This window comes from Actinotignum sp. UMB0459 (assembly GCF_051905915.1).
GTDB lineage: Bacteria > Actinomycetota > Actinomycetes > Actinomycetales > Actinomycetaceae > Actinotignum > Actinotignum sanguinis.
The window spans coordinates 108,139-134,770 of sequence record NZ_JBQAIK010000012.1 but is presented as its reverse complement, the minus strand read 5'-3'; the positions used below and the strand labels follow the sequence as shown (position 1 = coordinate 134,770).

Sequence of the window (26,632 nt, the reverse complement as noted above, 5' to 3'; positions counted from 1 at the left end):
TGGGGTGGGAGGCTGAGCCTCCCACCCCACACGCCCACCGCACTAGCGGGCACGTTCGTGCATATCTGAATTAGCCGAGATTAGCCAAGCAGCTCTTCAAGCTTCTTCACAAGGGTCTTGCGAGCCTTGCCGGCCTTCTCCGCCTCGAGCACGCGAGCCACTTCAGCGGCATCCGCACCCTGGGCGTATTCCACGACTTCGTCCACCTTCTTGGTGGCCGGGTCGAAAGCGTCCGCATCGCCAGCCGGCGCATCCGCGGCGGGAGTTTCCTCCGCCGGCGCGGCGTCGTCGCCCTGCGCTGCGTTATCCGAAACCGCAGCGTCCTCATCAACCGGGCCATCCCACACGGGGCGGGACGGAGCGGCGGAGAAGTCCGGGGTGAGTTCTTCTTCCGGCTTTTCACCAACGACCTTGATGACATCCACCTCGTTGCCGTTGGTGTCCACAACCTTGGCCAGGCGCAGCGCGGAAATAAGCGCCTTGCCGCGGCGCAGCTCGCCGCTGAAAGCCCCGAGCTGGCCGGTCTGCGCGGCCGCGGAGATGAACTGGTTGGGGTCCATGCCGTAAGACTGGGCCTGCTGCACCAGGAAGTTGAAGAGTTCATCCTGGGTGGTATCCACACCGAACTTCTTGGCCAGCTCATCGAGGATGATCTGGTCGCGCAGCGAATCGCGGATTTCCCCGCGGATTTCCTTGGCGTGGTCGTCGTCGGTGGCGCGGTTTTCGGATTCGAGGTGGCGTTCTACTTCAGCGTCGATCACGCGCTTGGGCAGCTGCACCGTAACATCCTCGCGGAGCTTATCCAGGAGAAGATTACGGGCGGCCATGACCTGCACCTGGGCGGCATCCGTGGCGGCCTTTTCCGCCAGGTCCGCGCGCAGTTCCTCAATGGTGTCAAATTCGGAGGCGAGCTGGGCGAAATCATCATCCGCTTCCGGAAGTTCGGATTCCTGCACCTTCTCCACCGTGACCGTGACATCAGCCTGCTGCCCGGCGTGCTCCCCACCCACGAGGGTGGAGGTGAAGCTCAGCTCATCGCCGGCCGCGGCACCGTTGACCGCCTCATCCAGGCCGTCGAGCATATTGTCATCACCGATGCGGTAGGAAACACCCTCCACCGAATCAACTTCCTCACCGTCGATGCTGGCGGAGAGGTTAATGGTGACGTAGTCGCGGCTGGCGGCGGCGCGCTCCACAGTCTTGAGGGTGGCGAAGCGTTCGCGCAGCTGCTCGAGGCGCTCCTCCACGGCATCCTCATCGGCATTGGTGGCTTCCACTTCGAAGCTGTACTGCGCCGGATCCGGGAGAACAATGGCCGGGCGCACATCCACCGTAACGGTGAAGGCAAGCGGGTCGGTGGAGTTCTTTTCCATCGCCACGCCGGTCACGTCCACCGCGGGACGGCCCATGGGAACGAGGTCGTGCTCTTCCAGAACGTCCTGGTAGTAGCCGTCCAGAGAGTCGTTAATCGCCTGCTCCACAATCGCGGCGCGGCCAATCTGCGCTTCCAGAACGCGCGCGGGCACGTGACCCCGGCGGAATCCAGGGATCTGCACCTGGTTGCCGATGGTCTTCGCGGCCTTGTCAATTTCCGGCTTGAATTCCTCGAAAGGAACCTCAACGGTCAGCTTTACCTGGGTGGGATCGAGCTGTTCGTAGGAGCTTTCCAACTTTTTCTCCAGTCTAAAAATGGGGGTGATAACCCTTGTCGATAGGACGAATCCGTCCCCTTACTGCGCCGCGCCGGGCGCGGGCATACCCGCTAATTCTACGGCACGCACCCCGGGTGATGGGAGTTCTAGCGCACAACTACTCGCCATATGTGAACGCACTCTCACCCGCGCACCGTTATGGGGCACGACGACGCAGCTGCCCGGTACCTCGCTGCGAGGTACCGGGCAGCTGGAGCTCACTCGCCTACCAGCGCAGCTGGCAAGGCGGGGTGATGAGGCTCGGGTAATGAACCTTAGAAGGCGGGGATAACCTCGCCGTTCGGCCAGGTATCACGAATGTACTTGGCAACCTCGGGGCTGTGCAGCGCGGCATCCAGCTTCTTCACGCCCTCGAGCTTCTCACCGGTGGCCTTGGAGTTCCAGGCGAGGATATTGCCGTAGGGGTTATCGGTCGGATCTTCGGTGTAGATAGCGTCCTTGGAAGGAACCAGGCCGTTTTGCAGGGCGAAGTTACCGTTGATAATCGCGATATCCACGTCCGGGAGGATCTTCGGGACGGACGGAGCATCAGCTTCGCGGAAGGTGAGGTTCTTCGGGTTCTCGACCACGTCGTAAATGGTGGGGGAAGCAACCTGCGGGTTGAGCTTGATGAGGTTGTTCTTCTGGAGCAGATCGAGGGCCCGGGCCTGGTTGGACGGATCGTTCGTCACGCCCACCACGGCATTGTCCTTGAGCTCGCTGAGCTGCTTGATCTTCTTGGAGTAGATGCCGTAGGGCTCGATGTGGATACCTGCGCCGTGGTCCAGGGTGTAGTTCTTTTCCTGGATTTCGTTCTCAAGGTAGGGCAGGTGCTGGAAGTAATTCGCGTCGATTTCCCCGGCGTTGAGTGCCACATTGGGCTGCACGTAATCGTTGTACTCGCGGATGTCCAGGGTGAAACCGGCATCCTTGGCAAGGTTATCGTTGACGAATTCCAGGATTTGCTTATGCGGGGCCGGCGAGGCGCCGACCACGAGGCGCACCGCGCCGTCGTCGTTCTTCGCGGGAGCGGAGGAGGACGAATCCGAGCTACCGCAGCCGCTCAACGCGAGCGCGCTCACCGCAGCTACCAGGGCAATTTTCGAAAGCTTCTTCATGGTTAATATTCCTCTATTTTTCACAATGTTGGTGGTGATGACGTATCGCTGTACACCGTTCGCTGACAGCGCTGCTCCGGGTGCGTCCCGGTGGTGCGTGACCCGGCCGGCGGTTCCTTAGCGGTGATCCACCAGCCGGCTGAGCATGTCACCCAGCGCCTGGATAACCATGACGAGGAGCACCAGCACGACCACCACGATCGTGAGGACATCCGGGCGGTTATTGTAGTACCCGGCGTTTTGGGCCATGGCGCCCAGCCCGCCGCCACCCACAGCACCCGCCATGGCCGAGTAGCCCACAAGGGTAACCGCGAGGATCGTGACGGATTGGACGAGGGCCGGCAGCGCTTCGCGCATGAGCACCCCGAACATGATGCGGGTGCGGGAGGCTCCCATCATGAGGACAGCTTCCACTTTGCCGCGCTCAACGCCCATGAGATTGGATTCCACCAGGCGCGCGAAGTAGAAGGCCGCTGAGATCGTGAGCGGAACGGTGAAGCCCTGCCAGGCGCTGCCCGTTCCGGCAATTGCACGCGAAAAGCCGATGAGAATAAAGACGAAGATAATGAAGGGGATGGCGCGGCCCACGTTGACAATAAAACCGAGGGTTTTATTGAGGAGCGGCGAGGGAAGTAGTCCCCCGCGGCCGGTTGCCACGAGGATCATCCCGAGGATAAGGCCGAGCGCCGAAGCGATAACGGTGGAGATACCCACCATCGCCAGCGTTTCGAAGGTGGCGCGGGCCAGACCGTCCTTGATTTCCGGGGCATCGAACCAGGTGCCGCGCTCCAGCGGGAGTGCGGCCGCGGCGGATGCGGCCGGCGCGGAAAGAACCGGGCTGAGAACTGCACTGAGAAGAGTGGTCATGCTGCCCGCACCTCCGCGGTGATTCCGGCGTTAGTCATCGCGGTGAGAACGGTATCGACCTGCGCGTCGCTGACCACGAGGGCCAGGCGCGCAATCTGAATCTCACCGATGGATTCAAAAACGCCCGCGCCAATATCGCAGCCGAGGCGCGCGGCCAGGCTGAGAGCTTGGGACCCGGCGGTTTCCCCGGGGCGGGCGGTAAAGGCAATATCGATAATGGAACCCGAAACGTTGGTCGTTTCAATATCCGGAGCGGGCACGAGGCGGCGCGCGAGGGGCGAACTCACGTCCGCGAGCACGCTTTCAATGGTGCCACCGGCGGTAATCCGGCCGGATTCGAGGAGGGTCACCGAATCGCAGATTCGGCGCACCACCTCCATTTCGTGGGTGATAATAACGACGGTCACCCCGTAGGCATCGCGCACCTCACGGAGCAGTTCGAGGATCTGCAAGGTGGTATCCGCGTCCAGCGCGGAGGTGGGCTCATCGCAGAGCAGCACTGACGGGGTGGTGGCCAGGGCGCGCGCAATGGCCACGCGCTGGCGCTGCCCGCCCGAAAGCTGGGATGGATAAGAATCGCCCCGATCAGCAAGGCCGACGACGCCCAGCATCTCGCGCACCCGTTCGGCTATCTTCGCGGATTTTTCACCGGCGATCTGAAGAGGGTAGGCGATATTTTCCGCGGCGGTGCGTGCCTCAAGCAGGTTGCCACCCTGGAACACCATCCCGATGGTGCGCCGGGCCGCGCGTAATTTCGAGGCCGGCAGCGCGTTGAGATCTTCGCCGTTAATGCGAATGGAGCCGCTGGTGGGTTTTTCCAGGGCGGTGAGGCAGCGAATGAGGGTGGATTTACCCGCCCCTGATTCACCGACGATACCGTGAATTTCCCCGGTGGGGATGGTGAGCGAGATGCCGCGCAGCGCCGCCACGGATTCCGCTCCGCGGCGCGGGTAGATCTTCTCCACCTCGGCTAGTTCGATCATCTCGTATCCCCTGACGTTTCCCTTAGCGTGCTCAGCGGGGCTGCTGCGCACAGTCAATCATCGTAGGTGTTTTTGCCGGGGACAACAACGCAATGGCTCACTCATGAGATACGCCACGGTAGGTTTCGGGGGCGAAAAACAGCGCTATCCCCTCGGTTTCCCCCGGCATTTCCGCGTTTTCCCTCCCGGCGATGCCGGTGCGAGTTTTGCGCAAATACTTTACCAAGGTCCCCGAGGGGATAGCTTAGGGTCGCTGACCTGCCGTTTCGCTTAGCCGCGATACTTCCGGCGCAGCACGTAGCCGCCCAGGATAAGCGCGGCCGCTCCTGCGATTCCGGTAGTCACCGCGGTGCCGGTATGCGCGAGCTTAGCCGCGGGGCGCTTCACCTTCACCGCCGGGGCCTTCTGCTCCGGGGTAGCCGGAGTACCCGGCTGCTGCGGCGCGGGGCGCTGGTCCGGATTACTCGGATCAGCGGGAGCACCCGGGCCGGCCGGTTCGGTAGGCGTGCCCGGCGTGCCAGGCTGCGGCTCCGGGGTACCCGGCACTTCCGGCGCGTCCGGGGCGCCCGGCGTACCCGGGTCATTCGGTTCACCTGGCCTACCCGGCGTATCAGGTGCGCCCGGCTCCGGGTTCACCGGCGGCTCCGGCACGGGGCACGGCCGTGCGGAAATATCGAAGGTCCACTCGGTCGTGGCTCCCGCGGCAAGGGCGTAACGCTGCGGATCCTTGAGCTGCGCCGTCACGGTCACGGTGCCGTTGTTCTCCGCGCGGGTGTACTCCACGACGTCGGATTCCGGAATGGTGACCGTGGCTGGAGTCCCACAGCTATCTGCCGGAACCAACGTCGGAGCAATCGGGGTCACCGCGGGCTTCTCCAACGGAGTAGCGGCACACGCGGTGGAAGTGAGATCCAGGGTCCAGGTGGCCATACGGTGCTCCTTATCAACCGTGTAGCTCGGCGTGGAGCCTGGCTCGGAAACCGGCGTGGCGATGAGGTACCCGGGTTTTGCCGTAGCGGTCACGGTTGCCGTGGTGCCGGTGATTTTCGGTTCGCCATAGATGATTCCCACAGCATTCTCGGGCAGCGTCACCTTCGCCGGTGCCACGGTTCCGCTCCCGTCACAGGGCTGCGGGGCGGTCACGGGCGCTGCGGGCACAACAATCTTGCCGTACACCGGGGTCAACGTAAGATCCTCGGCCGGCATGGCAAAGCTCAGCGCACTATTGGCCGGGTTCGTCTGCGCGTTCTGCCCGAGGGCTTCCGCGCTCAGCTGCTCGGTTGGCGTGGCGAGGTCAGATACCGTCCACCATGCAAAGGGAATACCCTTCTCCCCCGCCTGAAGGCTCTCCTCCCCCGCCTGAAGGCTCTCCTCCCCCGCCGGAATGCTCTCCGCCCCAGCCGGAATGCTCAGCTGCGCGCTCGTGCCTACCCGGGCTTGCGGCGCGGTGAAAATATGCTGCCGCACGGTGCCGTCCGGATAATGCTGCGAGCCAGGTTCGGTCACCTGACCGGTCACGGAATCGGTTTGCGCAGTGGTGCCGATTTGTGCCACGTAGCCCCGGCCAATGGTCCAGTTTCCGGTGCGCTGCCCATTGTGATTGACCACGAAACGAGTGCGGGCACTCGAAGAAACAGGGCTGGTACCGGTCGGGCCGGCCACCCTGTTCCGGTCGAGGTTCTCATCAACCGCATAGGCGCCGGCAGCGTATTCAGCAAGGGCGAAAGTGCCGGGCTTGGTCACGCCAATGCGCTCCCCGAATTCTGTATTCGGGCAGGTGAGGTAGGCACCGTAGCCACCGATGGTTTGGGCGGTTACCTCCCCCGTACCCAAGAAGCGGCAGGTACCTTGGCCCGCCGTGAAGATAGCCGGGGCATTCTTCGCCCCGTTCATCTTGATGAGGCTGTCACCGGTGCTCGCGAAGGTCACCCCGGTGGCACCGACCACTCCCCCGGCAACATTCGCCGAGGAAGCCGCCACCGTGAGAGTGGCTGCGCCGTCGGCCTTTACCTGACCTTCGCTGTACACCCCGTAGCCTTGAGATTGCGAGGAGGAGGTGACGTCAAGTGACGCCTTTCCAGCAACGCTGAGATTTCCTCTGCTGTATACGCCGAAACTCGATTTTCCTTGCGCCGTTGCCTGCGCCGTGACCTTCGCATCGGTGATGCTCAAAACGTCGCCAGTGTTATCGACATCGCCGCCGCCGGCCTGCATAATCGCGGTTGCCGTGGAGGTGTTGGAGGTGGCTTCTGCCGCTACCGTAGCACCCTGGGTACCGTCAATTTTAAGGTTCTTCCAGGCTTTAATCCCGGTCGCTAAACCGGTTTCATTGGTGACCCGCGCCGTGACCTGAACATTGCCACCAATGCTGAGATCCGCGGTGCTGCGGATCGCGGTGCTCATCGCGGTATTGCTATCTCCGCTCCCGCACTTGTCGCACGTAATATCCCTGCTCACTGCGGTGAGTTTTCCCTGACCGACAATTTCAATCGGCGCACCGGAAGAATCCAGCCCAATGGAGCCGCCCTTGAGCCACTTAGCGGCCGGATCACTATCGGCCACATTCACCGGATACTTATTGATGGTATTTGTGGCATCAAAAGAGGCATCCCCATCAAAATCGAGAACGTATTTATACAGACCGTCTTGGTTCCCGGCGAAATAAAGGGCGTTCGCGGTGTAGCCACCCTCACTGGCGGTAAAAACGTTCGCGCCGCTGAATTTCACCCGAATATCGGAGGCAATCCCATCCGTATCCACGGACACGCCACGCTTGTACGTATTCGAGGCATCCTGAACATAATTATTGAACCAGAGGGTTTTGGTGCCGGCATCCCAAGAAATCTTGTTATCGCCGGTAACAAAGGACTGGTCCAGGCAGTACGTGACGCTATTGGTGTAGTAACCATCCTGGCTCGGATATGTTTTGCCGTCATCCGGCTTGGCGGTGCGCAGGGTACGGCCCGTACATTCATTACTCGGGGCATTCACCACGACCGCGGTAACATCAGCGACCGCATCGGCAGGCACGAAGCCGGCGGGTAGCTCGCCCGCTGACGAGGGAGCTGCCACAGCGGAGGTGACAGCCCCAATCCCAGAACCCATAAGTATCAACGCAGCTCCGACTGCGGCAGATTTTCTCAACATAATGATCCCAACGACATAGGTGCAATCATTATTAAAGAATACCTACTATTGGGGCTATAGGACAAAATGTGTTGGTTACGGTTTAGTAGGTTGGGTTCCATTTAGTCCCGTTGTGTAGATCGGTCCATTCAATACCCGTCCGGGGCTTTTTTTTTCCAGTGTTCGCCGGTACTCAACCTTGGCGAAAAATTAAGGTGCATTGGTTGGTGTATATAATTAAACCATTAATTTGGGGGGGGGGGGGGTGGGGGGGGCGGCCGGGCCCCCCGCGATTCCCAAGCCGCTCCGGGGAGGATCGGCGAGGAGAAGATCGGCGTCGTCGATATCACGCGCGGAAATAGCAGCGGTACGGGCACGCGCCCACGGGTAGGGCCGCAGATTTGCTCGGGCGTCTTCCACCGCGGTACGCGCACCTTCCAGGCTTTCCACTCGGCCGGTTTCCCCGACCGCGCGAGCCAGCGGCACGGTGAGCAACCCGGCACCCGCGTAGAGTTCGAGAATATGGTCGCCGGGCTCCGCGCCGGCGGCGCGGGTCACCAGATCGATAAGAGTAGCTGGCGCCTCGCGATGCACCTGCCAAAAACCGGAGGCCCGCACCCGGTAGCGGTAGGTCTCCTCCCCCACGCGCACCTCTTCACGCACGAAGGGGGAGCATTCCGCGCCGGTCGCATCGAAGGTGCGCCCGCCCAGGCTCACCGCGACCGGACTGGCCGAAGGCGCGAGGATACGCACCCGCTGCCCATCGCGCAGCGGGCCGAGGCTGCAGGCGAGCCGGGTGAGGTAACTTCCGTCCCACAGCCCCAGCTCCGCGATCTCCTTGACCGCGAGGGGCATAGAAGTGATGGGCAGAACCTCGCGGCTGCCTTCGCGGAACATTCCGAAACGTCCCGAAGTCACAGTCACGTCAATGCGAGTACGGCTCGCCCAACCGCCGCTAGCGCGGTCGGATTCCAGAGCCGTGACCGCAGGAACAATCCCCTGCGTTTCCAGATGATCACTGAGAGCTTGGCCACCAATCCTACGGAGAGTTGAGCTCAGGACCCGGGTTTTCCACTCGTGCTGGTAGTCAAACACAACGTGTCCCAGGTCTGCACCACCCACTCCCCCGGGTCCGGCTTCCGGCCACGGATGGGCCTGCCGGTACGGCGACGGATCGCCGAGTACCTCAATCACATCCCCGCGGGCGAAGCGGGCGCGTTCCTCGGTAAGGGCAACCCGCACGCGTTCCCCGGGCAGCCCGAAGCGAGCCAGAATCGCTTTGCCCTCGGCACGCCCGATGGCAATACCGCCGTGGCCGATATCTTCCAGGGTGATATCGACGGTCGAATAATGAGCTTGAGCAACAGGGGTGGTCACAGGTCTTCTCCCGAATGGATTTGGTAGGGAACTTGCACCAGCATGAGGCGCGAGTCATAGGACAGGTCGGCGAAAAGCGCGGGTACGGACCGGCGCAGGTACACCCGGTGCCACAGGGTCGTGGATACCACTTTCGGTGCGATAACCAGCACAATATCCTGCGGGTGAGTGTCGAGAAGGAACCGAATATAGTCCACGAGCGGCCCGCGCGCCCCGCTCGTGGGGCTGCCCAGCACGGTCAGGCCCACCGGCAATTGGGATTGGCTCCAGGCGGCGCGCAGCGCGGCGGTACGGCTTTCGCTCAGGTCCACGGTGAGCGCGGTCAAGGTGGAGGGCCGCAAGGCCCGTGCGTAGGTAACCGCCCGCAAGGTCGGCAAATTGAGTTCTTGAACCAGTACCACCGCGTGGGTACGGACCGGAAGTCTCCGCCCAGCTCCCACGTCCAGGGGTTTGAGGTGGGCGCTCATCTTTCCACGCCCACGCTGGGCGATGAGCATCCCCGCGGTGGGCACCGCCACCGCCGCTAGCGAGGTAAGGGTCCAGGCCGGCTGCATGGCCACCGTGACGAGGAGAACAACGAATCCCGCCAGCGCGAAGAAAGCGAAACCCCAGCGCGAGGCATGCGCGGCCCGGCGTTCCTCCCGCCGCTCCGAGGTTTTAAGGATCTGCCCACCGCGCAGGGAGAGCGCCGCGCAATGCAGCGTAAATATAAGGAAACATACAAAGACAAGGGCGACGACACCGGCGTGCGTCGTCGACAAAAATACCCCGAGAGCGCCAGCGAGAACCGCAACCAGCAGCACAACACCACTGCGGGCCCGGGAAGCTTCCGGGGCGGCGAGGCGAGCGGGCAGGGCGCCGTCGAATGCAAGTTCCCGCAACAGCCGCGGGAGACGTTCGTAAACCACGAAAACGCAGACTAACCCGAGGAAGCCGAAGGCAATCGCGGTGACGATACGACCGGTGCTTCCCCAAAATGCCGTACCCATAACGATACTGGGTAGGCCCACCGGGACCGTGAGGATATCCAAGCGCATTTCCAGATAGAACGTGCCCGAAAGCACCACCGCGGCAACACCGGCAATGGTGCTCAGGGCGCGCGGCCCTAAGAAACGTTCGCGCCCGGTACCGATGCGCCCACCAACCAGAAGGACCACCGCGGCCAGGAAGCACATAATGACAAAAGTATTTCCGAGCGGGTGGATAGCTTGGGAACCGGGTAGTTCTTCGGCGCGGTTGGTGATGAGGTCCGCGAGGGAGACAGTGCCGCGGGCTTCGCGCACCAGCCCGGTGATGAGCGTTGCAATAATCACCCCGCTGGCCGCGAGCACGGCGAGCAAGGCGCCCGCCAGAGGTAGACGCCAATGCAGTAGCGCGGGTAGGGCACAGACCACGACCAGCGGGATCTGAATGAGACGCCCGTCCACCGCCAACGGGGTGAGCGCATTCACCGCCATACCTACCAGGCCGGCGGCCAGGACCAGGAGCAGCGCGAAAGCCGCGAAACGTGCGGCAGCGGCAACCGTCCCGAAAGCTGGTGAGATATAGCGGGAGACCACCTGGTGCGCGGCTTTGCCGGGCAGGACGCGGGATGCTGCGATGGTGGCCGCCACCACGAGCGCAAGCACCGCGGCCCCCGCCAGCGCCATGGCGCCCACGAGGGTGGGGTTCGCGAACGGTGCCCCGCGTTGAATACTGCGTGGGAGCAAGACCACCGCCAGGCAGACGCAGGTAGCCGCGCCCACGTACTGGGACATCCCCAGGAACGATAATTTTCTCATCACTAGGATACGGTACCCGCTTTGCGGTAGCGTAATGTAGTGCACTTCGTAATTATGGGATGCGGGCGCGTGGGTGCCGCACTGGCGCTCTCGCTTTCCGCCATCGGCCATTCGGTGGCCATTATCGACCAGGATGCTGAAGCTTTCCGCAAGCTCCCCGAAGATTTCCCGGGGCAGCAGATCACCGGCGTCGGTTTTGACCGTGATGTTTTAGCGCGCGCAAATATCGACGACGCCGCCGGCTTCGCCGCCGTTTCCTCGGGCGATAACTCGAATATCATCGCCGCCCGGGTGGCGCGCGAAACTTTCGGGCTCACCAATGTGGTGGCTCGTGTCTACGATCCCACTCGCGCGATTATCTACGAACGGCTCGGGATCGCCACGGTCGCCCCGGTGCGCTGGACGGCGGACCGGGTGCTGCGTGAACTCATTCCGCTGGGCCCCCACCACGAATTCCGCGATCCCCTCGCCCGGATTTCCCTCATTGAAGTTGCGGTGGATCGGCGCTGGTTCGGGCGCACCGTCGCGGATGTGGAAGACGAAACCGGGGCGCGAGTCGCCTATATTATCCGTAGCCTGGCCGGACTCCTCCCCCACAGTGACACCGTGATCCAGGACGGTGACACCCTCAAAGTGCTCGTGGCTTCCGAGGACGCCTCCGGCGTACAACATATGCTGCTGAAATCGGAAGGTGCGCAGTGAATATTCTCATTATCGGGGCTGGCGCCGTCGGGGTATCGGTGGCCCGCGAACTTCTCAAATCCGAGCATTCGATCTCTATCGTGGATAAAAAGCCCTCCGCTATGCGTATTTCGAGTGCTTCGGATGCGGATTGGCACCTGGCCGATGCTTGTGAGGTTCCCGCACTGCGCGAAGCGGGCGCGGCGGAGGCCGATATTATCGTGTGTGCCACCGGGGATGACAAGGTAAATCTGGTGGTGTCTTTGCTGGCAAAAACCGAGTTCGGCATCGCCCGCACCATTGCGCGTGTCAATAACCCGCGTAATGAATGGTTGTTCACCGATGCCTGGGGTGTGGATGTCACGGTTTCCACTCCGCGAATTATGGCCTCCCTGGTGGAGGATGCGGTCTCGGATGGCTCCCTCACTCAGGTCATGCGTTTCCATCGCAGCGGGGCGAGCCTGTGGCAGGTTTCGGTATCCGCCGATGCCCCGGTGGTGGGAAGCGCCATCAGCGATATTGAGCTGCCCTCCGGAGTCGCCATTAACGCCATTATTCGTGATGGTGTGCCACTGACCGCCGATGCCGATTTAATCGTGGATGTGGATGATCAGGTACTCCTCATTGATGGCGGGGACGATGTGGATATGTCCGCTCTCAAGAGCTATTTCCGGCCCCGCCCGGCCCCCGCTCAAGATGCGGAAGGAGAGGCCGCCGTAGATTCGGAAGGCTCCAGGTAGGTGCTGGCCGGGGGCAGGCCACGTACCAGTAGCCAGGTGGCCCAGAGGATAAGGCAGAAAAGCACCGGCCCGGCAATAATTTTGATAACGCCCAGCGCTGCGGTATTGCCGCTGATAAAGAAGGGCAGTTGTACGACGACGCGGCCGGCGAACATGGCGAGCCACAGCCATGTAATGCGGGTATAGCGCCGGTAGGTGAGCCGAGCGGCCGGGTGGGTGGCGCTGCGCCACGAGGCAATATCCCCGCGCAGCATCCCGATAATATATCCCATGATGGGCCGGCGGATGAGAAGGGAAATAGTCACCCCTACCGCGTAAGCGGCATTGGTGAGGAAACCGGGAAGGAAATAGGTTTCCGCGCGTCCGGAGCGCCAGGCGAAAAAGGCCGAGATTCCAACCACAAAAAGCCCGCCGAGGGCCGGCATCACGTCAATCCGCTGCATGAGCCGCACCAGGATAGCCAGAACGGCCATTCCCAGAGGAACGAGGACCGCCAGGGGAATATTGCGGGTAACTAAATAAATAATGACAAAAACGAGGGCGGGAACATTAGCTTCAATGACACCGCGCACCCCACCTATCGCTTTCCAGGCATCGAATTCTTCCCCGAGAACCGCGCGCAGGCCGCCGCCGGGTGTGGTGGTATCCATGTGGCCTCCCGGCTGCTCAGGGCTGCTCGCTAAAGCACAATATATTCCGGGTTATATGCTACCAGCACGCCCCTGCGCCGCAATGGCACTATCCGAGCACGAATACGATCCCCAACTCGCACGCAGTCGATGGTGCGCCTCCCTTGGAAAATAAGGGTGAGGAGCCCCGCGGTGGTTTCCACAGCGATACGTACTTCCGGGGTATGGGCCCCATTCCCTCCGGGGGCGCCCGGGTACGTGATGGCGATAATATCCCCCGTCACCCACACCGGTGTAGCCATAGCTATCTAGTGGATCTCTTGGATTTCCGGGCCGCGCTTGGGGAGCTCGATGCCGGTATCAGGAGTTTCTGGTTCCGGCTCACCCTGCTGGGGAAGAGCGAGGGGAAGCAACTCGCGCGGCGGGATAGCTTGGGTGCCGCGCACAACCACCAGATCATCGAGAACGCGGTGGAGTACTTCGGTACCGCGTTCCGGATCTACCGCCCCGCGCCCGGTCACGGCTACCCGCAGCAGCCAGCGCGGGCCGTCGATACCGATAAAGCGCACCGGTACCCGGCCGTTCTCCGCGGGCATCTGGGCCTGGATTTCGGGGCCGTATTCCCCTTCGGCTTCCCGGAAACGCCCGCCCTGATTGGCGATGGAGGAAATCACTTCTACCCGGATCTCCTCCCACAGGCTAGCGGATTTCGGTGCGGCGAATACCTGCAATTGCACCGCGGAATCCCCCATCACGTAGACCACGCCGAGCACGACCTGACGTTCGCGATCCACGGAGAATTGCATGGTGGCATCGGGCAAAATCGGTAGTCGCAGCGCACCGCCGTCAATAAGAGCGGGGTTCTCCGGGGCTTCGGATTCATCGTAGGGGCCGCGTTCCTTCGGGCCTGCAGCGGGAGCTTCGGCACCGGCAGTGGCCTCCACGCTACCTTCCGCCGCTCCGGAATTTTGCGCAGCGAGGTTCTGGCCGGTTTCTTCACGCTCTACCGGCTGCGATGCCGAGGTCGTGTTTTTCTTCCGCCGTGAGAACCATGCCATAGCTTTATACTCCTCGTCCCGATTCCTTCATTTTCTCTAGTCTAATGAGGGAAGTCGCACCGTGTTGAGATGCACTGTGGTGAGATACCGCGGCCCGAAGGGCCGCGGCGTCGTCGTACTTCCAGTTAGCCCGCGCAATCCACGCAGACGGGCAGTCCGTCTTCCACGTGATCCAATTGGGAGCGATGGTGAACCAGGAAGCACTGTGAGCAGGTGAATTCATCATCCTGGGCCGGAATCACATTGACGGATAGCTCGACATTGGACAGGTCCGCACCGGGGAGCTCAAAGCCCTCGGCCGCTTCGACCTCGTCCTCATCAACCGCGCCGGATTGCTGGTCCGAGCGCCGCCCGGCGAGCTGTTCGAAAGAATCCTCGCGGAGCTCCTCGTCTTGCTTACGCGGAGCATCGTAATCTGTTGCCATAAAGTCACTCTCCAAAAATGCCGGGGTCCACGCGGTGGATTCCGCACGAACCGGCGTCCACCCGCGAGAAACGGATCTTTCCGCCCTCGCGTATGGTCCTGACGGGTGGTACTGCGCGCTTAGTGTAACAGCACGCGCGGCACATGGAAACACACCCGCGCCCAATACCTGCTTTTCGGGCCCGGAGGTGGCACCCTAAGAGTGGTACCAAGAGTAAGGGAAAAGATGAAAAAGCTGGAGCTGCTCGGCTTGCAACCCGACGGTCACAACCTCACGCTCAACGATGAGGAGGGCAATCGCTATCTGCTGCCCGTCACCGATGATCTGCGTGCTGCCCTGCGCAAGGATCCCCATCCCAGCACTCCCGATGAGGAGATCCCCCCGATGGGGCCGCGTGAAATCCAAGCTCTCGTGCGTGCCGGCCGCAGCGTGGACGATATTTCCGAGATGGCCGCGCTACCTCCCTCACGCATCTCCGCCCTGGCGTATCCCATTATTGCTGAACGTAACTACACCGCCGCGCAGGCCCGTAACTACACTCTCGGGCGCGATGTGGGAGGTTTCACAGTTGAAGAACTCGTCACATCCCGTCTCGTTGCCCGCGATGTGGATACCGCCTCGATCACCTGGGATGCGGTGCGTGAGGCTGGGCAACCCTGGGCGCTGATTGTGCGCTTCGTGTCCGCCGGGCGCGAGCACGAGGCCCGCTGGTTTATCGACACGGATCGCCATACTCTTCAGGCCCGCAATGATGAGGCCTCGTGGCTGTCGGAAACTTCCCTCACGGCAGATGCGGGCCCGTGGCGCCCGGATCACACTCCCGCGGTGGTGGCAGGAACTGCGGATCCTGTTTTTTCCGGTACGACGCCGCCCGCGGCGGTTCCCGCCGCGGTACCGGCCTCCCCCGCTGCCCTCCCGAGCGCGGCGGATACTCCCCCGGCGCGCGCCTCTATTGATGAGGTGCTGGCCTCGCTTGATTCCCAGCGGGGTAAGTCACGCCCCATGCCGGATGCCGATCATGATATCGATCCCGATGAATGGGACGGGGCACATCGGGCTCCCGAAGATGAGGAGGAGCTGCGGGCTCCGGCCACCATTGTTTCCCTACCCTCACGCGAGGGGCAGCTACCCGGCCAGCGAGCGCTGCTGGAGCCCGAGGAACTCACCCAGGCCCCGGTGCTCCGCCCGGCTTCCGTTTCAGATGAGAGCGGGGCCGCTAGCTCAGCCGCGGGCACGGTTTCTGGTGCGGGTGCTGCCTCCGATGCCGATGGCGGACCGTCCGATGCCTCAACTGAGGCGAGCGGTGCGACTGGCGCTGCCTCGGCTAGCGTGCCGACTGCCGAAAAAACCGCGCCGGCAAGTGCGCCAGAGAAAACAGCACAGGCAGCTACCGATGCACGGCGCGGGCGCAAGCGCACCGATCGGCCGACCATGCCGTCCTGGGATGAGATTGTCTTCGGTAAAAAGGACTAGCTTGGGCGGGCGCCCGTGCTAGCGTGCTAGCACCACGTGTACCCGCGAGCGCGCGCACCGCTACGCATTCCGGCGCTACTTGAGCTCCAGGAGCAGGGGAATAAGCATCTCCGTGGGGGTAAGCGAACCGTGGACCCCGCGCATAAAGGTGGCCCCCGGCTGCATCTGCCCGGTGTGGACCACGCTCAGGTGGCCACGCTGGAAAGCGAGCACATCCCCCATAGCTTCGCGTGCCTGCGCGGTAACCTGCCCGAACATGCCGGTCGCGATTGCTTCTTCTTTGGTGTACACCCAGGATCGGTCCCCGAGGTAGTCCCGCCAGCGCGCCGCCACTTTTTCCGGTTCCCGGGTGTAGAGATGCACCGCGCGTTCTTCGCCCGAATATAAGTCCACGCCTTCGCTCAGGGCCGGCGTGGTAGCTACATCGATGCGTTCACTCGGATCAACCATGCCGTGATCAGCGGTGAGGACCAGCAGAGTATCCGGGGGCAGCAGCCGGGTGAGCAGGCGGATACCGGCGTCCAAATCTTCGAGCGCCATGGTCCATTCCTCACTGGTGGCTCCCCAGCGGTGCCCGCGGTGATCAACTTCCCCCCAGTACAGGTAGGCGAAACGCCCACCCTCGCGCAGGAACCGGGCGGCTAGGTGGACCCGGTCATCGAGGGCCGGCCCCCCGATCGCGGTAAAGCCGCGCCAAGCGGCCCGGGTTAGCCCCGAGCCGATGTGGTCCGGATCCTGGATGGCGCCCAGCTGCGTGGCCGTGCCGGGGCGGGCGGCTTCCAGGCGCTGCGCCCAGGTGGGCACCGGCTGCCATTCTTCCGGGTCGAGCCCGCTATCCTCCCAGCTAATCAGGGAGAAATTACGGCCGGTACGCGGGGAACGCAGGGAGTAGGACAGCATCGAGGTGCGCCCGGGAAGCGCCCCGGTACCCAGGGTGGTGAGGGCGGCGGCGGTGGTGGACGGTGCCGTGGAAGTGAGTGGTTCGCGCGCGGTCAAGGCACGCAGGGTGGGTGCATGGCCGATGCGCGCCGCCAGGTTTTCCGCCCCCAGGCCGTCCACGAGGACGAGGCAGACCCGGCTGGCCGGCGGCAAGTCCAGCACGCTCGCCCGGCCCGATGTGGGGCCATCCACCCGTTCCGTTTCAGCCGCAGGGTTTTCCGGTTCGGGCAGCACCCCGCAGGCGGCTAAACATTCACCCAAGACGGCACGCAGGGAGCGCGCCCCGGGCAATACAGGAAGCTCAGTCATGCCTCTCAGTCTACTTTCCGCCCCGACACTCCTGCGCCGCCGCCCCGCGCGCGGTCAAAAAGCGGGATAATTGAGCAATGCCCAAGAATACGAGCCCCGCGGAACATATCGTCGATATTAACGTGTCGGAGGAGATGCGCACCTCCTTCCTCGAGTATTCCTACTCGGTGATTTACGCGCGTGCTCTGCCCGATGCTCGTGACGGTCTCAAGCCGGTGCAGCGCCGTATTCTCTTCCAGATGGGGCAGATGGGCCTGCGCCCCGACCGCGCGCACGTGAAATCTTCGCGTGTGGTGGGTGACGTGATGGGCCGCCTCCATCCCCACGGTGATACCGCTATTTATGATGCGATGGTGCGCCTCGCCCAGCCTTTCACCATGCGGCTACCGCTGGTGGACGGGCACGGTAATTTCGGTTCACTCGACGACGGGCCAGCTGCCTCGCGCTATACCGAGGCCCGCCTAGCGGCCCCGGCCATGGCGATGATTTCCTCGCTCGACGAGGACGTTGTCGATATGGTCCCCAATTATGACAACACCCTCCAGCAGCCCGAGGTGCTCCCCGCAGCCATCCCAAATCTGCTGGTCAATGGTTCTTCCGGCATCGCGGTGGGAATGGCGACCAATATTCCGCCGCATAATCTTATTGAGGTTATTAACGGGGCGAAGCATCTACTGCGCCACCCGGATGCGAGCCTCGAGGATATTATGCGTTTTATCCCCGGCCCGGATCTGCCCGAAGGCGGCAAAATTATTGGTTTGGATGGTATCCGGGAAGCGTACGAAAGCGGGCGCGGTATTTTCCGTACCCGGGCGACGGCGCGCATCGAAAAAATCAGCGCCCGTAAACGCGGCATTGTTATTACGGAACTGCCCTATCTTGTGGGTCCGGAAAAGATCATTGATAAGCTCAAGGACGCCGTTAACTCCAAGAAAATCCAGGGTGTCTCCGGGGTTCAAAACCTGACCGACCGGCACCACGGCATGCGGCTCGTCGTCGAAGTAAAAAATGGGTTCCACCCCGAGGCGGTACTCGCCCAGCTGTACCAGCACACTCCGCTCGAGGATTCTTTCGGGATTAATAATGTGGCTTTGGTTGATGGCCAGCCGCAAACCCTGGGGCTACTGGAACTGCTGCGGGTGTGGATTAAGCACCGCATCACGGTGACGCGCCGGCGCAGTGAGCATCGTTTGCGGGCTGCGCAATCTGATTTGCACCTGGTGGAGGGCCTACTTATTGCCGTCCTCAATATTGATGAGGTGATCGCGGTTATTCGTTCTTCGGATGATACCGCGGCGGCCCGCGAGCGGCTCATGGCGGTTTTTGATCTGTCCGAGGCTCAGGCTGATTATATTTTGGAGCTGCGGCTGCGCCGCCTCACGAAGTACTCCCAAATTGAGCTGGAAGGGCGCCGCGAGGAGTTGGAGCGCACCATCGCGGAGCTGGAAGAAATCTTGGGGTCGCCCGATCGTTTGCGGGAGGTAGTGGCGACTGAGATGACGGAGGTGGCCCAGCAATTCGGGACTCCGCGGCGCACCGTGCTGCTGGAATCGGACGGAGCGGCCAGCGCCGCGGCACCGCAAGCTCTCCCCCTGGAGGTCTCCGATGATCCGACCTGGGTGCTGCTCTCGGGAACGGGGCTGGTGGCGCGCACCGCAAGCGGCGATGCTCCCGAGCGCGGCGGCCCGCGCCGGGCCCACGATGCGATTATTTCGCGGGTTGCTGCCACGGCCCGCGGGCATATCGGCGTGGTGACGAGCCACGGGCGCATGATCGACCTGGATGTACTTACTGTCCCCGCACTTCCGGATACCGCGGGGGCTCCCTCGCTAGCCGGGGGCACCCCCGTAGTGGATCTAATTTCTCTAGATTCCGGGGAGCGTGTCATCGGGCTGGCCCCGCTTACCGCCGCCGAGGGTGATCCGGTGCTCACCTTGGCCACCGCGCACGGGCGGATTAAGCGGGTGAACGGCGCGTACCCGAATAAGGAGAGCTGGGAAGTTATTACCCTGGCGGAAGGCGATAGCGTGGTGGGCTGCGCGCTGGCCCGCGATACCGACCAGGTGGTTCTTATCACGAGCGATGCGCAGTTATTGCGCTTTGAGGCATCATTGGTGCGCCCGCAGGGCCGGGCCGGTCAGGGTATTGCCGGGATTCGCTGCGCGGAAGGTGCCCAGGTCATTGCCCTCGGGGTGGTGCCCGGTGATGATCTTGCCGGTTCCCTGGTGGTCACGATTGCCTCGAATGCGCAGGCCCTCCCGGGTACCGAACCGGGTAGTGCCAAGGTCACGCCCCTGGATCGTTTCCCGGCAAAAGGCCGGGGTACGGGCGGGGTGCGCGCCCAGCGTTTCCTGCGCGGGGAAAATGTTGTGGCACTGGCCGCTATCGGCCCGGAGCCACTGCGCGCCATCACGGCCTCCGGCCAGCCGGTTGAGCTACCCGAGGTTGAAGAGAAGCGGGATGCTTCGGGCAGTGCCCTGACGGTCCCGGTTGCCGCTATCGGAAGCTAGCCGCGCAGGCACGACGCGACGCGGCCGCCTTGGCGCACGTGCTTTCGCACGCAGCTAGGCACCGCGCGCCGCCGCGGAACGCGGCTCCTTACGAGCGCGCCGGCAGATCCGGAAGCGGGTGGTGCACTACCCGGGTGCGTTCGGTGACTTCGAAGCCGAAGCTTTCATACAGGCTCAGGCGCGCCGCACTGTCGGGGGTCAGGCAGGTGCCGTCCGGCTCGTAGTGGACGGTGAGATCCAACGTGGTGGCATCCATGCCGCTCTCCGCCTGGGCGGCAATACTGGCAGCCAGCAGGCGGGCATTGACCCCGTCCGGGCTTTCCGCCCGCACCGCGAGCTCATCAACATAGCCCTCACAGAATCCCAGGCCGGGCCAGTCCTGCTCATAGGCTGCGGTCATAATGCACCCGAGTACCCGGGGGCGATCCCCGCGTGTATCCACCGCCAGGAAACTCCATTCCCGGCGCATAAAAGCGCATTCAATACGCCACTGCTCCCGGGTGTAAATCGGGTAATTCAATTTATCTGCGTAAAAAGAATTGTGGGCAAGAAGCGCGGCGTCGTCCCAATCGGGTGTGAGAGGAACTAACTCCACCCCATTGTTCTCAGCATGCGCGGAAGGCGGTAGGGGCAGCGGCCCACGCGTGAGCGGCCGGCGCATTTGCAGATAGGAGAGCCGGTCGGTGAAGCCGGCAGCCGCCAGGGCCCTCCCCCGTTCCGGATCCCAACTTTCCACATTCGCCACGGCCACGGGGTGCAGGGTTCCGGCCGCCAGGGCCGGAGCCCGGCGCAATTGTTCGGCGAGCACCCCGCGAGCTGCCTGTTCGCGCAGCTCCGGGCTCAGCCCGGGGTGCACGCTGGCCGAGAGTGTAACCGTGGGATGTGCGGTGCGGGCATCGTAGAGGCGCACGATACCGAAGGCGAGGAGGCGCCGGACCGGTACTGCGTCGTCGTACCACCCAAAAACACTATGCGGAACCGAGGGCTCAAACATGAGATCGATTTCTTCGCGTGAGGTGCGGAAGCTGGAGTTCACGGTGCTTTGGTGAGTATCCAGCAGCGTGAAAATCGCGCGGCCATCCGCCGCTGTGAGATCGCTCCACCGTATCGCGCCGTTACCCATGAGCCCTCCTTTACGGGTATGACTCTCAAGTGTAGCGAAGCGCGGGCCCGGAATCTTAGGCATCGATCTTGTCGTAGGAGATATCGTCGGCGCCCTCGACAATAAATTCGCGCCGCGGGGCCACCTCGTTACCCATCAATACCTCAAAAACGGACTCGGCTTCCCGCAGCGCAGCTTCGTCCTCGATGCGGATACGCCGCAGGGTTCGGTGGGCCGGATCCATGGTTGTTTCAGCGAGCTGGTGCGCGTCCATCTCCCCCAGGCCCTTGTAACGCTGGATGGGTTCCTTATAGCTTTTCCCGGCGCGTTCGAGCTTCTTGAGTTCCCGATGCAATTCTTCTTCGGAATAGGTATAAATATACGAGCCCTTTTTCCCGCCACGCCCGGCCACCTCGATGCGGTGCAGTGGCGGCACCGCCGCGAAAACCCGCCCGGCTTCCACGAGGGGACGCATATAGCGGAAGAAAAGCGTGAGCAGCAGGGTGCGGATATGGGCGCCGTCCACGTCCGCATCCGTCATCATAATAATTTTCCCGTACCGCGCTGCCGCGAGGTCAAAAGTGCGCCCGGAACCGGCCCCGACCACCTGAATAATGGAAGAAACTTCCTGGTTGCGCAGAATATCGGCCGGCGAGGCACGCTGGACGTTGAGGATTTTCCCACGGATGGGTAGCAGGGCCTGGAACTCCGAGGAACGCGCCAACTTCGCGGTGCCCAGCGCCGAATCTCCCTCGACGATAAAAAGTTCGGTGTGCTCAATATCATCGCTGCGGCAATCGGCGAGCTTGGCGGGCAGAGTGGAATTTTCGAGCGCGTTTTTGCGCCGCGAGATTTCCTTGTGGACGCGCGCGGCCACCCGCGCCCGCATTTCCGCCACGATTTTTTCGAGGAGCCTGGAGGTTTCGGTTTTTTGGTCGCGTTTCGTGGACGCCAGGATACTGTGGAGTTGTGCGGCGACGACGCGCGCCACAATGGGGCGCACTGCCGCAGTCCCCAGGATCTCCTTCGTTTGTCCCTCGAATTGGGGTTCGGCTAACCGGACCGTGACAACCGCGGTCATCCCGGCCAAAATATCGTCTTTCTCGATTTTGGCATCTTTGGCGGTGAGCTTGAGGCGCCGCGAATTGGTGTCGATCAGGGCCCGCAGGGTTTTCACCACGCCCTGTTCGAAGCCGCTCTGGTGCGCACCTCCCCCGGGCGTGCGAATAATGTTCACAAAGGATTCGGTGGTGGTGTCATATCCGGTCCCCCACCGCAGGGCCACATCCACTTCGCAGGTGCGTTCAACTTCCTGGGCGCGCAAATGCCCGCTTTCCGGGTCGAGGACCTGCACGTTTTCGGTGAAGGTTTCGCTGCCCGTGAGGTGCATGGTAGCGGTGAGGGCCGGATCGGTGGCCAGGTAGTCCGCAAAATCGACGACGCCGCCCTCGTAGTGGAACACTTCCTCGTGGGGGCCGTTCTCCCCCGGAGTGCCCGCCAGGCCGCGTTCATCGCGAATGGTGATGGTCAGGCCGGGCACCAGGAACGCGGATTGGCGTACCCGTTCGGTGAGCAGGTCATAGGAGAATTCTGCTTCGGCCAGGAAAATCTGGGGGTCAGCCCAGTAGCGCACGGATGTTCCGGTGTTTTTCTTCGCTACTTTTCCGACTATATCGAGTTCGCTGCCGTGGGTGAAAGCTTCGAAAGGTGCTTCCGGGGAGGGCTGGGCGTCGTCCTGGAAACGCCCGGGTTCCCCGCGCTTGAATTGCATTTGGTAGATCTTGCCGCCGCGCCGGACTTTCACGTCCATGCGGGCGGAGAGGGCATTGACCACCGAGGCACCTACGCCGTGGAGGCCGCCCGAGGCGGAATAGGATCCGCCTCCGAATTTCCCGCCGGCATGCAGGCGGGTATACACAACTTCCACTCCGGAAAGCCCCACCCCGGGGACGGTATCCACGGGCACCCCGCGACCGTCGTCGGTTACCTCAACCGAGCCGTCAGCATAGAGGGTAACGGTGATATGGGTGGCGAATCCTTCCAGAGCTTCGTCGATGCCGTTGTCGATGATTTCCCAAAGGCAGTGCATGAGTCCGCGTGAATCCGTGGAGCCGATGTACATACCGGGGCGTTTGCGCACGGCTTCCAGGCCTTCGAGGACTTGGAGGTGACGAGCTGAGTATTCTTCGGAAGTTGACACACCGGTAGTTTACGCGAACGGCTGTTCGCGAGCCGCAGCGGCGCGCGTATGCGCCTCATATGTGAGTGGTACTGCTTCTCGGTTGCGCTGCGTGTGAATTTTTCCCTGCGCTAGACAGGCAATTCGTAGTCACGAGGGCTGCAGATTTAACCTGCATTTCGCATGGTTCGTAACGTCAGCAGTTAAAATATTTCAGGTCCCTCTGGTACCGGTACGCTAAACGTATGGAAGACGCGACCGTTGTTGAGGTAGCTCAATCGCACAGGACCGAGGAACTCCTTGAGGAACTAGTCCAGGTATGGGAGTCTTCGGTACGCGCGACCCACCTGTTTTTATCTGAAGCCGATATCGATCAGATCCGGCAGGATTTACCGCAGGTATTCACGGGAATTGAACATGTGGTGGTCGCGAAGGATCGGACGGGAGGCGTCGTCGGGTTTATGGGTGTAGCGGCCCACCGCCTCGAAATGTTATTCCTTGCCGCTCCGGCGCGCGGCGTCGGCCTTGGGGCACGGCTACTGAATCTAGCCGTGGATAGGTACGGGGTCACCGAGCTAACCGTCAATGAACAGAACCCGCTGGCGGTTGGATTTTATTCTCATCACGGATTTAGCACGTACAAACGCAGCGATGTTGATGAGGAAGGACGTCCGTTCCCTCTTCTGTATATGAAGCGCCTTCCAGCGTAGGTAATCGCAGGGGACTATGGAGGAACGCCGCTGAGCTTTCAGATACCCCTGAGCCGGGATTTGGCCACGAAAAAGCGGCCCGGATGGGCCGCTCGTGTTGAGATCGAAGCGAGGTTAGGCGATATTTTCGCGTTCGTCTTGAATCTCAAGGGCATCTTCACGCAGCTTATCGAGGTGCTGGGAAGCATGATGGCCGCAGAAGAAAAGTTCTCCGTAGGGCAGGCGTACCCGAACGTAGGCCTGGGCTCCGCAGGCATCGCAACGATCCTGCGCGGTCAAGGGAGCTAATTCAGTCAATGTAGTACTCACATACCTATCAAAGCATAAAAGGGCGCGCTTATTCCTGAGGAGAAGATCACCTCAGGCCCGTGCTCTCGGTAAGCTGAACGCATGGCTCTTTCTCACGCACACGGTAGTTCTTTGGGCTATGCCGCCCTCGATCTGGAAACCACCGGTTTAGATGCGCGCACCGATCGAATTGTGGAGATCGGGGTGGTGCTTCTGGATGAGCAGGGCAGCCCGGAACGCGAATGGGAGAGCCTGGTGAACCCGTTGCGGCCCATGGGAGCCACGGAAATTCACGGGGTGCGCGGCGCGGAAGTGGCGCAGGCGCCGTCGTTTTCCGAACTTCTCCCCCAGGTGGAACGGCTGCTGCGCGGGCGTATCCTCGTGGCGCACAACGTCCGTTTCGATCTTGCTTTTCTCAACGAGGCTTTTCGCCGGGCGGGCAGCCCACTACATATCCCCCGCAACGCCGCGGTATGCACGATGGATCTCTCGCGTATTTACCTTCCCGAGGGGCGCCACTCCCTCATGGCTGTGGCCCAGCGGGCCGGGATTGCGATAGAAGAACACCACCGCGCCATCACGGATGCGCGCATGTGCGGGCGGCTCCTGGCTGAGTATCTGCGCCGGGAGGCGCGGGGGCAGCGCTACGCCACCCGCGCGCGTAGTAGAGATGGCCGGGAAATAACAGCAGCGGCGTGGGACGATGCTCGCCGCCACGCCGCTGAGATTATATGGCCCACCCCGTTATTCGACGTGGAGTTCCGCAGCGTGCGCTGCAAACGCCGCGCCCCGCGGGGCCACGCGGAACCTGCCGCTGCTAGCTTTACTCCAGGTAGTCACGCAGCACCTGCGAACGGCTCGGGTGGCGCAGCTTAGACATGGTCTTGGATTCGATCTGGCGAATGCGCTCGCGGGTAACCCCGTAGACCTTACCAATTTCATCCAGGGTTTTCGGCTGGCCGTCGGTAAGGCCAAAGCGCATGGAAACCACCCCGGCTTCGCGTTCGGATAGGGTATCGAGAACGCGATGGAGCTGTTCTTGGAGCAGGGTGAAGCCAACGGCATCCGCCGGGACCACCGCTTCGGAATCCTCAATGAGGTCACCGAATTCGGAATCGCCATCTTCACCCAGCGGTGTGTGCAAAGAAATCGGTTCGCGCCCGTACTTTTGAACTTCGACGACCTTTTCTTCGGTCATATCCAGTTCTTTCGCCAGTTCCTCGGTGGTTGGTTCCCGCCCGAGTTCCTGGAGCATCTGGCGCTGGACCCGCGCGAGCTTGTTGATAACTTCGACCATATGCACCGGGATGCGGATAGTGCGGGCCTGGTCCGCCATCGCGCGGGTAATGGCCTGGCGAATCCACCAGGTGGCGTAGGTAGAGAACTTGTAGCCCTTGGCGTAGTCAAACTTTTCAACGGCGCGCACCAGCCCCAAATTCCCTTCCTGGATAAGATCAAGGAAGAGCATGCCCCGGCCCGTGTAGCGCTTAGCCAAAGAAACTACCAGGCGAAGATTAGCTTCCAGGAGGTGGTTCTTGGCGTGCTTGCCATCACGGGAGATAATCCGCAGTTCACGGATATAGGCGTGATCCTTCTCCTTATCGAGATTTCCCTGATCCAGCAGGTGCTGCGCGTAGAGCCCCGCCTCGATTCGCTTGGCGAGTTCCACTTCTTCCGCGGCGTTGAGCAGGGGAACTTTACCGATCTGCTTGAGGTAATCCTTGACCGGATCCGCGGTGGCACCGGCAACATGAACACGCACCGCCGGTTCATCGGAATCATCAGAGTCCTTAACGGTGAAACCACCCCGGGAGTTACGCCCGGTTGTTTCCGTTTTAGCGGCGCTATCCGTTTCCTTATCGGCTTCGTCCTCTTCTTCCTCGGGCTCTTCTTCAGCGTCCTCGGAATCGTGGTCGGTGTCTTCGTCATCCTCGAGATCGTCGTCAAGATCCTCGGCATCAACATCTTCAGCGTCGACGTCGAAATCTTCATCCTCGAGATCCTCATGTTCTTCGGGATCTTCGGGTTCTTCCTGCTTAGCGGTGGCACGCTTCGAGGTGGATTTCTTCGAGGCAGCAGCTGTCTTGGATTCAGCTGCCTTCGAAGTTGCCTTCTTCGCGGAAGTCTTGCGGGTGGCAGGCTTCTTAGCCGCCGGCTTATCTTCGGTGGATTCCGTGCCGGCCGCGGTAGCCTCCGTAGCGGCAGATGCGGTTTCCGGCACCTCGTTTTCAGCCGCTGCCTTCTTCGCGGACGTCTTCTTTGCCGCGGTGGACTTTGAGGCGGTGGACTTCGCGGTGGTTTTCGCCGTAGCGGCCTTCTTGGTGGAAGAAGATGCCTTGGATTCGGCCGCCTTCGATTCGCTTGTCTTGGAGGCTGCCTTCTTGGTAGTGGTGGCCTTGGTAGCACTGGCTTTCTTAGGCGCCGGCTTCTTCGCAGCCGTGGTGCTTTCAGAAGCGGAAGCTGCCGAGGTGGCCGATGCCGTGCGACTGGAAGAGCGAGAGGCCGCCTTCTTCTTCGTACCCGAAGCGGATGCGGAGGCCGCGGTGTCTTTTTCCACGGCAGCGGTTTCTTGTGCACTGGCAGACTTTGTGGCCACGTGAGACCTTTCCCTAGTGTTATCAACGAATGCCGAGAACCGGCACGGGG

At 62.1% G+C, this 26,632-nt stretch carries 22 protein-coding genes; 6 read left to right on the top strand and 16 right to left on the bottom strand.

The annotated features are described in order from the left end of the window. Nucleotides 1-80: 80 nt before the first annotated feature. From tig to ACTFPK_RS03785, 7 genes are all read right to left on the bottom strand, one after another. Entirely contained in the window at nt 81-1,670 is a 1,590-nt protein-coding gene (gene tig / locus ACTFPK_RS03815) for a trigger factor (RefSeq protein ID WP_274778498.1), read from the bottom strand. 296 nt (nt 1,671-1,966) lie between these two features. Then, nucleotides 1,967-2,809, bottom strand: a complete 843-nt coding sequence (locus tag ACTFPK_RS03810; RefSeq protein ID WP_274732768.1) for a MetQ/NlpA family ABC transporter substrate-binding protein — start codon at nt 2,807-2,809, stop codon at nt 1,967-1,969. 117 nt (nt 2,810-2,926) lie between these two features. Beyond that, nucleotides 2,927-3,676 carry a methionine ABC transporter permease gene (locus ACTFPK_RS03805; protein ID WP_274732766.1) on the bottom strand — a complete coding sequence of 250 codons (750 nt, stop codon included), beginning with the start codon at nt 3,674-3,676 and terminating at the stop codon, nt 2,927-2,929. Next, complete coding sequence (locus tag ACTFPK_RS03800) at nt 3,673-4,659, bottom strand: methionine ABC transporter ATP-binding protein (RefSeq protein WP_274732765.1); 987 nt, start codon at nt 4,657-4,659, stop codon at nt 3,673-3,675. Before ACTFPK_RS03800 ends, ACTFPK_RS03805 begins: the two co-directional genes overlap by 4 nt. 270 nt (nt 4,660-4,929) lie before the next feature. Then, nucleotides 4,930-7,764 carry a hypothetical protein gene (locus ACTFPK_RS03795; RefSeq protein WP_439911140.1) on the bottom strand — a complete coding sequence of 945 codons (2,835 nt, stop codon included), beginning with the start codon at nt 7,762-7,764 and terminating at the stop codon, nt 4,930-4,932. A gap of 258 nt (nt 7,765-8,022) precedes the next feature. Next, nucleotides 8,023-9,162, bottom strand: a complete 1,140-nt coding sequence (locus tag ACTFPK_RS03790; protein ID WP_439911139.1) for a class I SAM-dependent RNA methyltransferase — start codon at nt 9,160-9,162, stop codon at nt 8,023-8,025. Beyond that, nucleotides 9,159-10,946 carry a hypothetical protein gene (locus tag ACTFPK_RS03785; protein WP_439911137.1) on the bottom strand — a complete coding sequence of 596 codons (1,788 nt, stop codon included), beginning with the start codon at nt 10,944-10,946 and terminating at the stop codon, nt 9,159-9,161. The genes ACTFPK_RS03790 and ACTFPK_RS03785 overlap by 4 nt, the downstream gene beginning before the upstream one ends. 51 nt (nt 10,947-10,997) lie before the next feature. On the opposite strand from ACTFPK_RS03785, the gene ACTFPK_RS03780 reads away from it, so the two are divergent. Continuing rightward, nucleotides 10,998-11,645 (top strand): potassium channel family protein, encoded by a 648-nt coding sequence (locus tag ACTFPK_RS03780; RefSeq protein WP_016442653.1) that lies wholly within the window; start codon nt 10,998-11,000, stop codon nt 11,643-11,645. Further along, nucleotides 11,642-12,364 carry a potassium channel family protein gene (locus ACTFPK_RS03775; protein WP_016442652.1) on the top strand — a complete coding sequence of 241 codons (723 nt, stop codon included), beginning with the start codon at nt 11,642-11,644 and terminating at the stop codon, nt 12,362-12,364. Before ACTFPK_RS03780 ends, ACTFPK_RS03775 begins: the two co-directional genes overlap by 4 nt. On the opposite strand, the gene ACTFPK_RS03770 is transcribed toward ACTFPK_RS03775, so the two are convergent. From ACTFPK_RS03770 to ACTFPK_RS03755, 4 genes are all read right to left on the bottom strand, one after another. Further along, entirely contained in the window at nt 12,316-13,014 is a 699-nt protein-coding gene (locus ACTFPK_RS03770) for a DUF3159 domain-containing protein (protein ID WP_394532236.1), read from the bottom strand. The genes ACTFPK_RS03775 and ACTFPK_RS03770 overlap by 49 nt on opposite strands. A gap of 29 nt (nt 13,015-13,043) precedes the next feature. Next, the gene (locus ACTFPK_RS03765; RefSeq protein ID WP_016442650.1) at nt 13,044-13,295 is read right to left on the bottom strand and encodes a hypothetical protein; all 252 of its coding nucleotides are present in this window, start codon (nt 13,293-13,295) and stop codon (nt 13,044-13,046) included. Nucleotides 13,296-13,301: 6 nt separating this feature from the next. Further along, the gene (locus ACTFPK_RS03760) at nt 13,302-14,051 is read right to left on the bottom strand and encodes a DUF3710 domain-containing protein (protein WP_439911136.1); all 750 of its coding nucleotides are present in this window, start codon (nt 14,049-14,051) and stop codon (nt 13,302-13,304) included. A 125-nt stretch (nt 14,052-14,176) separates the two neighbouring features. Then, nucleotides 14,177-14,476 carry a DUF4193 domain-containing protein gene (locus tag ACTFPK_RS03755; protein WP_016442648.1) on the bottom strand — a complete coding sequence of 100 codons (300 nt, stop codon included), beginning with the start codon at nt 14,474-14,476 and terminating at the stop codon, nt 14,177-14,179. A 225-nt stretch (nt 14,477-14,701) separates the two neighbouring features. On the opposite strand from ACTFPK_RS03755, the gene sepH reads away from it, so the two are divergent. Beyond that, complete coding sequence (sepH, locus tag ACTFPK_RS03750) at nt 14,702-15,949, top strand: septation protein SepH (RefSeq protein WP_439911135.1); 1,248 nt, start codon at nt 14,702-14,704, stop codon at nt 15,947-15,949. A gap of 75 nt (nt 15,950-16,024) precedes the next feature. Here sepH and ACTFPK_RS03745 read toward each other — a convergent pair whose 3' ends face one another. Beyond that, nucleotides 16,025-17,197: an alkaline phosphatase family protein gene (locus ACTFPK_RS03745; protein WP_439911134.1), complete on the bottom strand. Its 1,173-nt coding sequence runs from the start codon at nt 17,195-17,197 to the stop codon at nt 16,025-16,027. 77 nt (nt 17,198-17,274) lie between these two features. On the opposite strand from ACTFPK_RS03745, the gene ACTFPK_RS03740 reads away from it, so the two are divergent. Continuing rightward, nucleotides 17,275-19,707 carry a DNA gyrase/topoisomerase IV subunit A gene (locus ACTFPK_RS03740; RefSeq protein WP_439911133.1) on the top strand — a complete coding sequence of 811 codons (2,433 nt, stop codon included), beginning with the start codon at nt 17,275-17,277 and terminating at the stop codon, nt 19,705-19,707. 88 nt (nt 19,708-19,795) lie between these two features. Here the strand turns inward: ACTFPK_RS03740 and ACTFPK_RS03735 are convergent, their stop codons facing one another. Next, a complete protein-coding gene (locus ACTFPK_RS03735) occupies nt 19,796-20,830 on the bottom strand; it encodes a hypothetical protein (protein ID WP_016442644.1) in 1,035 nt (344 codons plus the stop codon). Between the two features lie 55 nt (nt 20,831-20,885). Continuing rightward, nucleotides 20,886-23,009 (bottom strand): DNA gyrase/topoisomerase IV subunit B, encoded by a 2,124-nt coding sequence (locus tag ACTFPK_RS03730; protein ID WP_439911132.1) that lies wholly within the window; start codon nt 23,007-23,009, stop codon nt 20,886-20,888. A 224-nt stretch (nt 23,010-23,233) separates the two neighbouring features. Here ACTFPK_RS03730 and ACTFPK_RS03725 point away from each other — a divergent pair, with 224 nt between their 5' ends. Further along, complete coding sequence (locus ACTFPK_RS03725) at nt 23,234-23,698, top strand: GNAT family N-acetyltransferase (protein ID WP_274733639.1); 465 nt, start codon at nt 23,234-23,236, stop codon at nt 23,696-23,698. Nucleotides 23,699-23,812: 114 nt separating this feature from the next. Here ACTFPK_RS03725 and ACTFPK_RS03720 read toward each other — a convergent pair whose 3' ends face one another. Further along, complete coding sequence (locus ACTFPK_RS03720; RefSeq protein WP_026428827.1) at nt 23,813-24,007, bottom strand: DUF7455 domain-containing protein; 195 nt, start codon at nt 24,005-24,007, stop codon at nt 23,813-23,815. Between the two features lie 81 nt (nt 24,008-24,088). Here ACTFPK_RS03720 and ACTFPK_RS03715 point away from each other — a divergent pair, with 81 nt between their 5' ends. Next, on the top strand, nt 24,089-24,862 hold the full coding sequence (locus ACTFPK_RS03715; RefSeq protein WP_274733641.1) for a 3'-5' exonuclease: 774 nt from the start codon (nt 24,089-24,091) through the stop codon (nt 24,860-24,862). On the opposite strand, the gene ACTFPK_RS03710 is transcribed toward ACTFPK_RS03715, so the two are convergent. Continuing rightward, the gene (locus ACTFPK_RS03710) at nt 24,810-26,582 is read right to left on the bottom strand and encodes an RNA polymerase sigma factor (RefSeq protein WP_274733643.1); all 1,773 of its coding nucleotides are present in this window, start codon (nt 26,580-26,582) and stop codon (nt 24,810-24,812) included. The genes ACTFPK_RS03715 and ACTFPK_RS03710 overlap by 53 nt on opposite strands. Between the last annotated feature and the right edge of the window lie 50 nt (nt 26,583-26,632).

Excerpts from the sequence above, each read along its gene's own strand:
- ACTFPK_RS03740 (WP_439911133.1), top strand. The coding sequence starts at position 17,275 with ATGCCCAAGAATACGAGCCCCGCGGAACATATCGTCGATATTAACGTG.
- ACTFPK_RS03765 (WP_016442650.1), bottom strand. The coding sequence starts at position 13,295 with ATGGCTACACCGGTGTGGGTGACGGGGGATATTATCGCCATCACGTAC.
- ACTFPK_RS03810 (WP_274732768.1), bottom strand. The coding sequence starts at position 2,809 with ATGAAGAAGCTTTCGAAAATTGCCCTGGTAGCTGCGGTGAGCGCGCTC.
- ACTFPK_RS03735 (WP_016442644.1), bottom strand. The coding sequence starts at position 20,830 with ATGGGTAACGGCGCGATACGGTGGAGCGATCTCACAGCGGCGGATGGC.
- ACTFPK_RS03795 (WP_439911140.1), bottom strand. The coding sequence starts at position 7,764 with ATGGGTTCTGGGATTGGGGCTGTCACCTCCGCTGTGGCAGCTCCCTCG.
- ACTFPK_RS03725 (WP_274733639.1), top strand. The coding sequence starts at position 23,234 with ATGGAAGACGCGACCGTTGTTGAGGTAGCTCAATCGCACAGGACCGAG.
- ACTFPK_RS03755 (WP_016442648.1), bottom strand. The coding sequence starts at position 14,476 with ATGGCAACAGATTACGATGCTCCGCGTAAGCAAGACGAGGAGCTCCGC.
- ACTFPK_RS03800 (WP_274732765.1), bottom strand. The coding sequence starts at position 4,659 with ATGATCGAACTAGCCGAGGTGGAGAAGATCTACCCGCGCCGCGGAGCG.
- ACTFPK_RS03805 (WP_274732766.1), bottom strand. The coding sequence starts at position 3,676 with ATGACCACTCTTCTCAGTGCAGTTCTCAGCCCGGTTCTTTCCGCGCCG.
- ACTFPK_RS03760 (WP_439911136.1), bottom strand. The coding sequence starts at position 14,051 with ATGGCATGGTTCTCACGGCGGAAGAAAAACACGACCTCGGCATCGCAG.
- sepH (WP_439911135.1), top strand. The coding sequence starts at position 14,702 with ATGAAAAAGCTGGAGCTGCTCGGCTTGCAACCCGACGGTCACAACCTC.
- ACTFPK_RS03770 (WP_394532236.1), bottom strand. The coding sequence starts at position 13,014 with ATGGATACCACCACACCCGGCGGCGGCCTGCGCGCGGTTCTCGGGGAA.
- ACTFPK_RS03780 (WP_016442653.1), top strand. The coding sequence starts at position 10,998 with ATGGGATGCGGGCGCGTGGGTGCCGCACTGGCGCTCTCGCTTTCCGCC.
- ACTFPK_RS03715 (WP_274733641.1), top strand. The coding sequence starts at position 24,089 with ATGGCTCTTTCTCACGCACACGGTAGTTCTTTGGGCTATGCCGCCCTC.
- ACTFPK_RS03745 (WP_439911134.1), bottom strand. The coding sequence starts at position 17,197 with ATGACTGAGCTTCCTGTATTGCCCGGGGCGCGCTCCCTGCGTGCCGTC.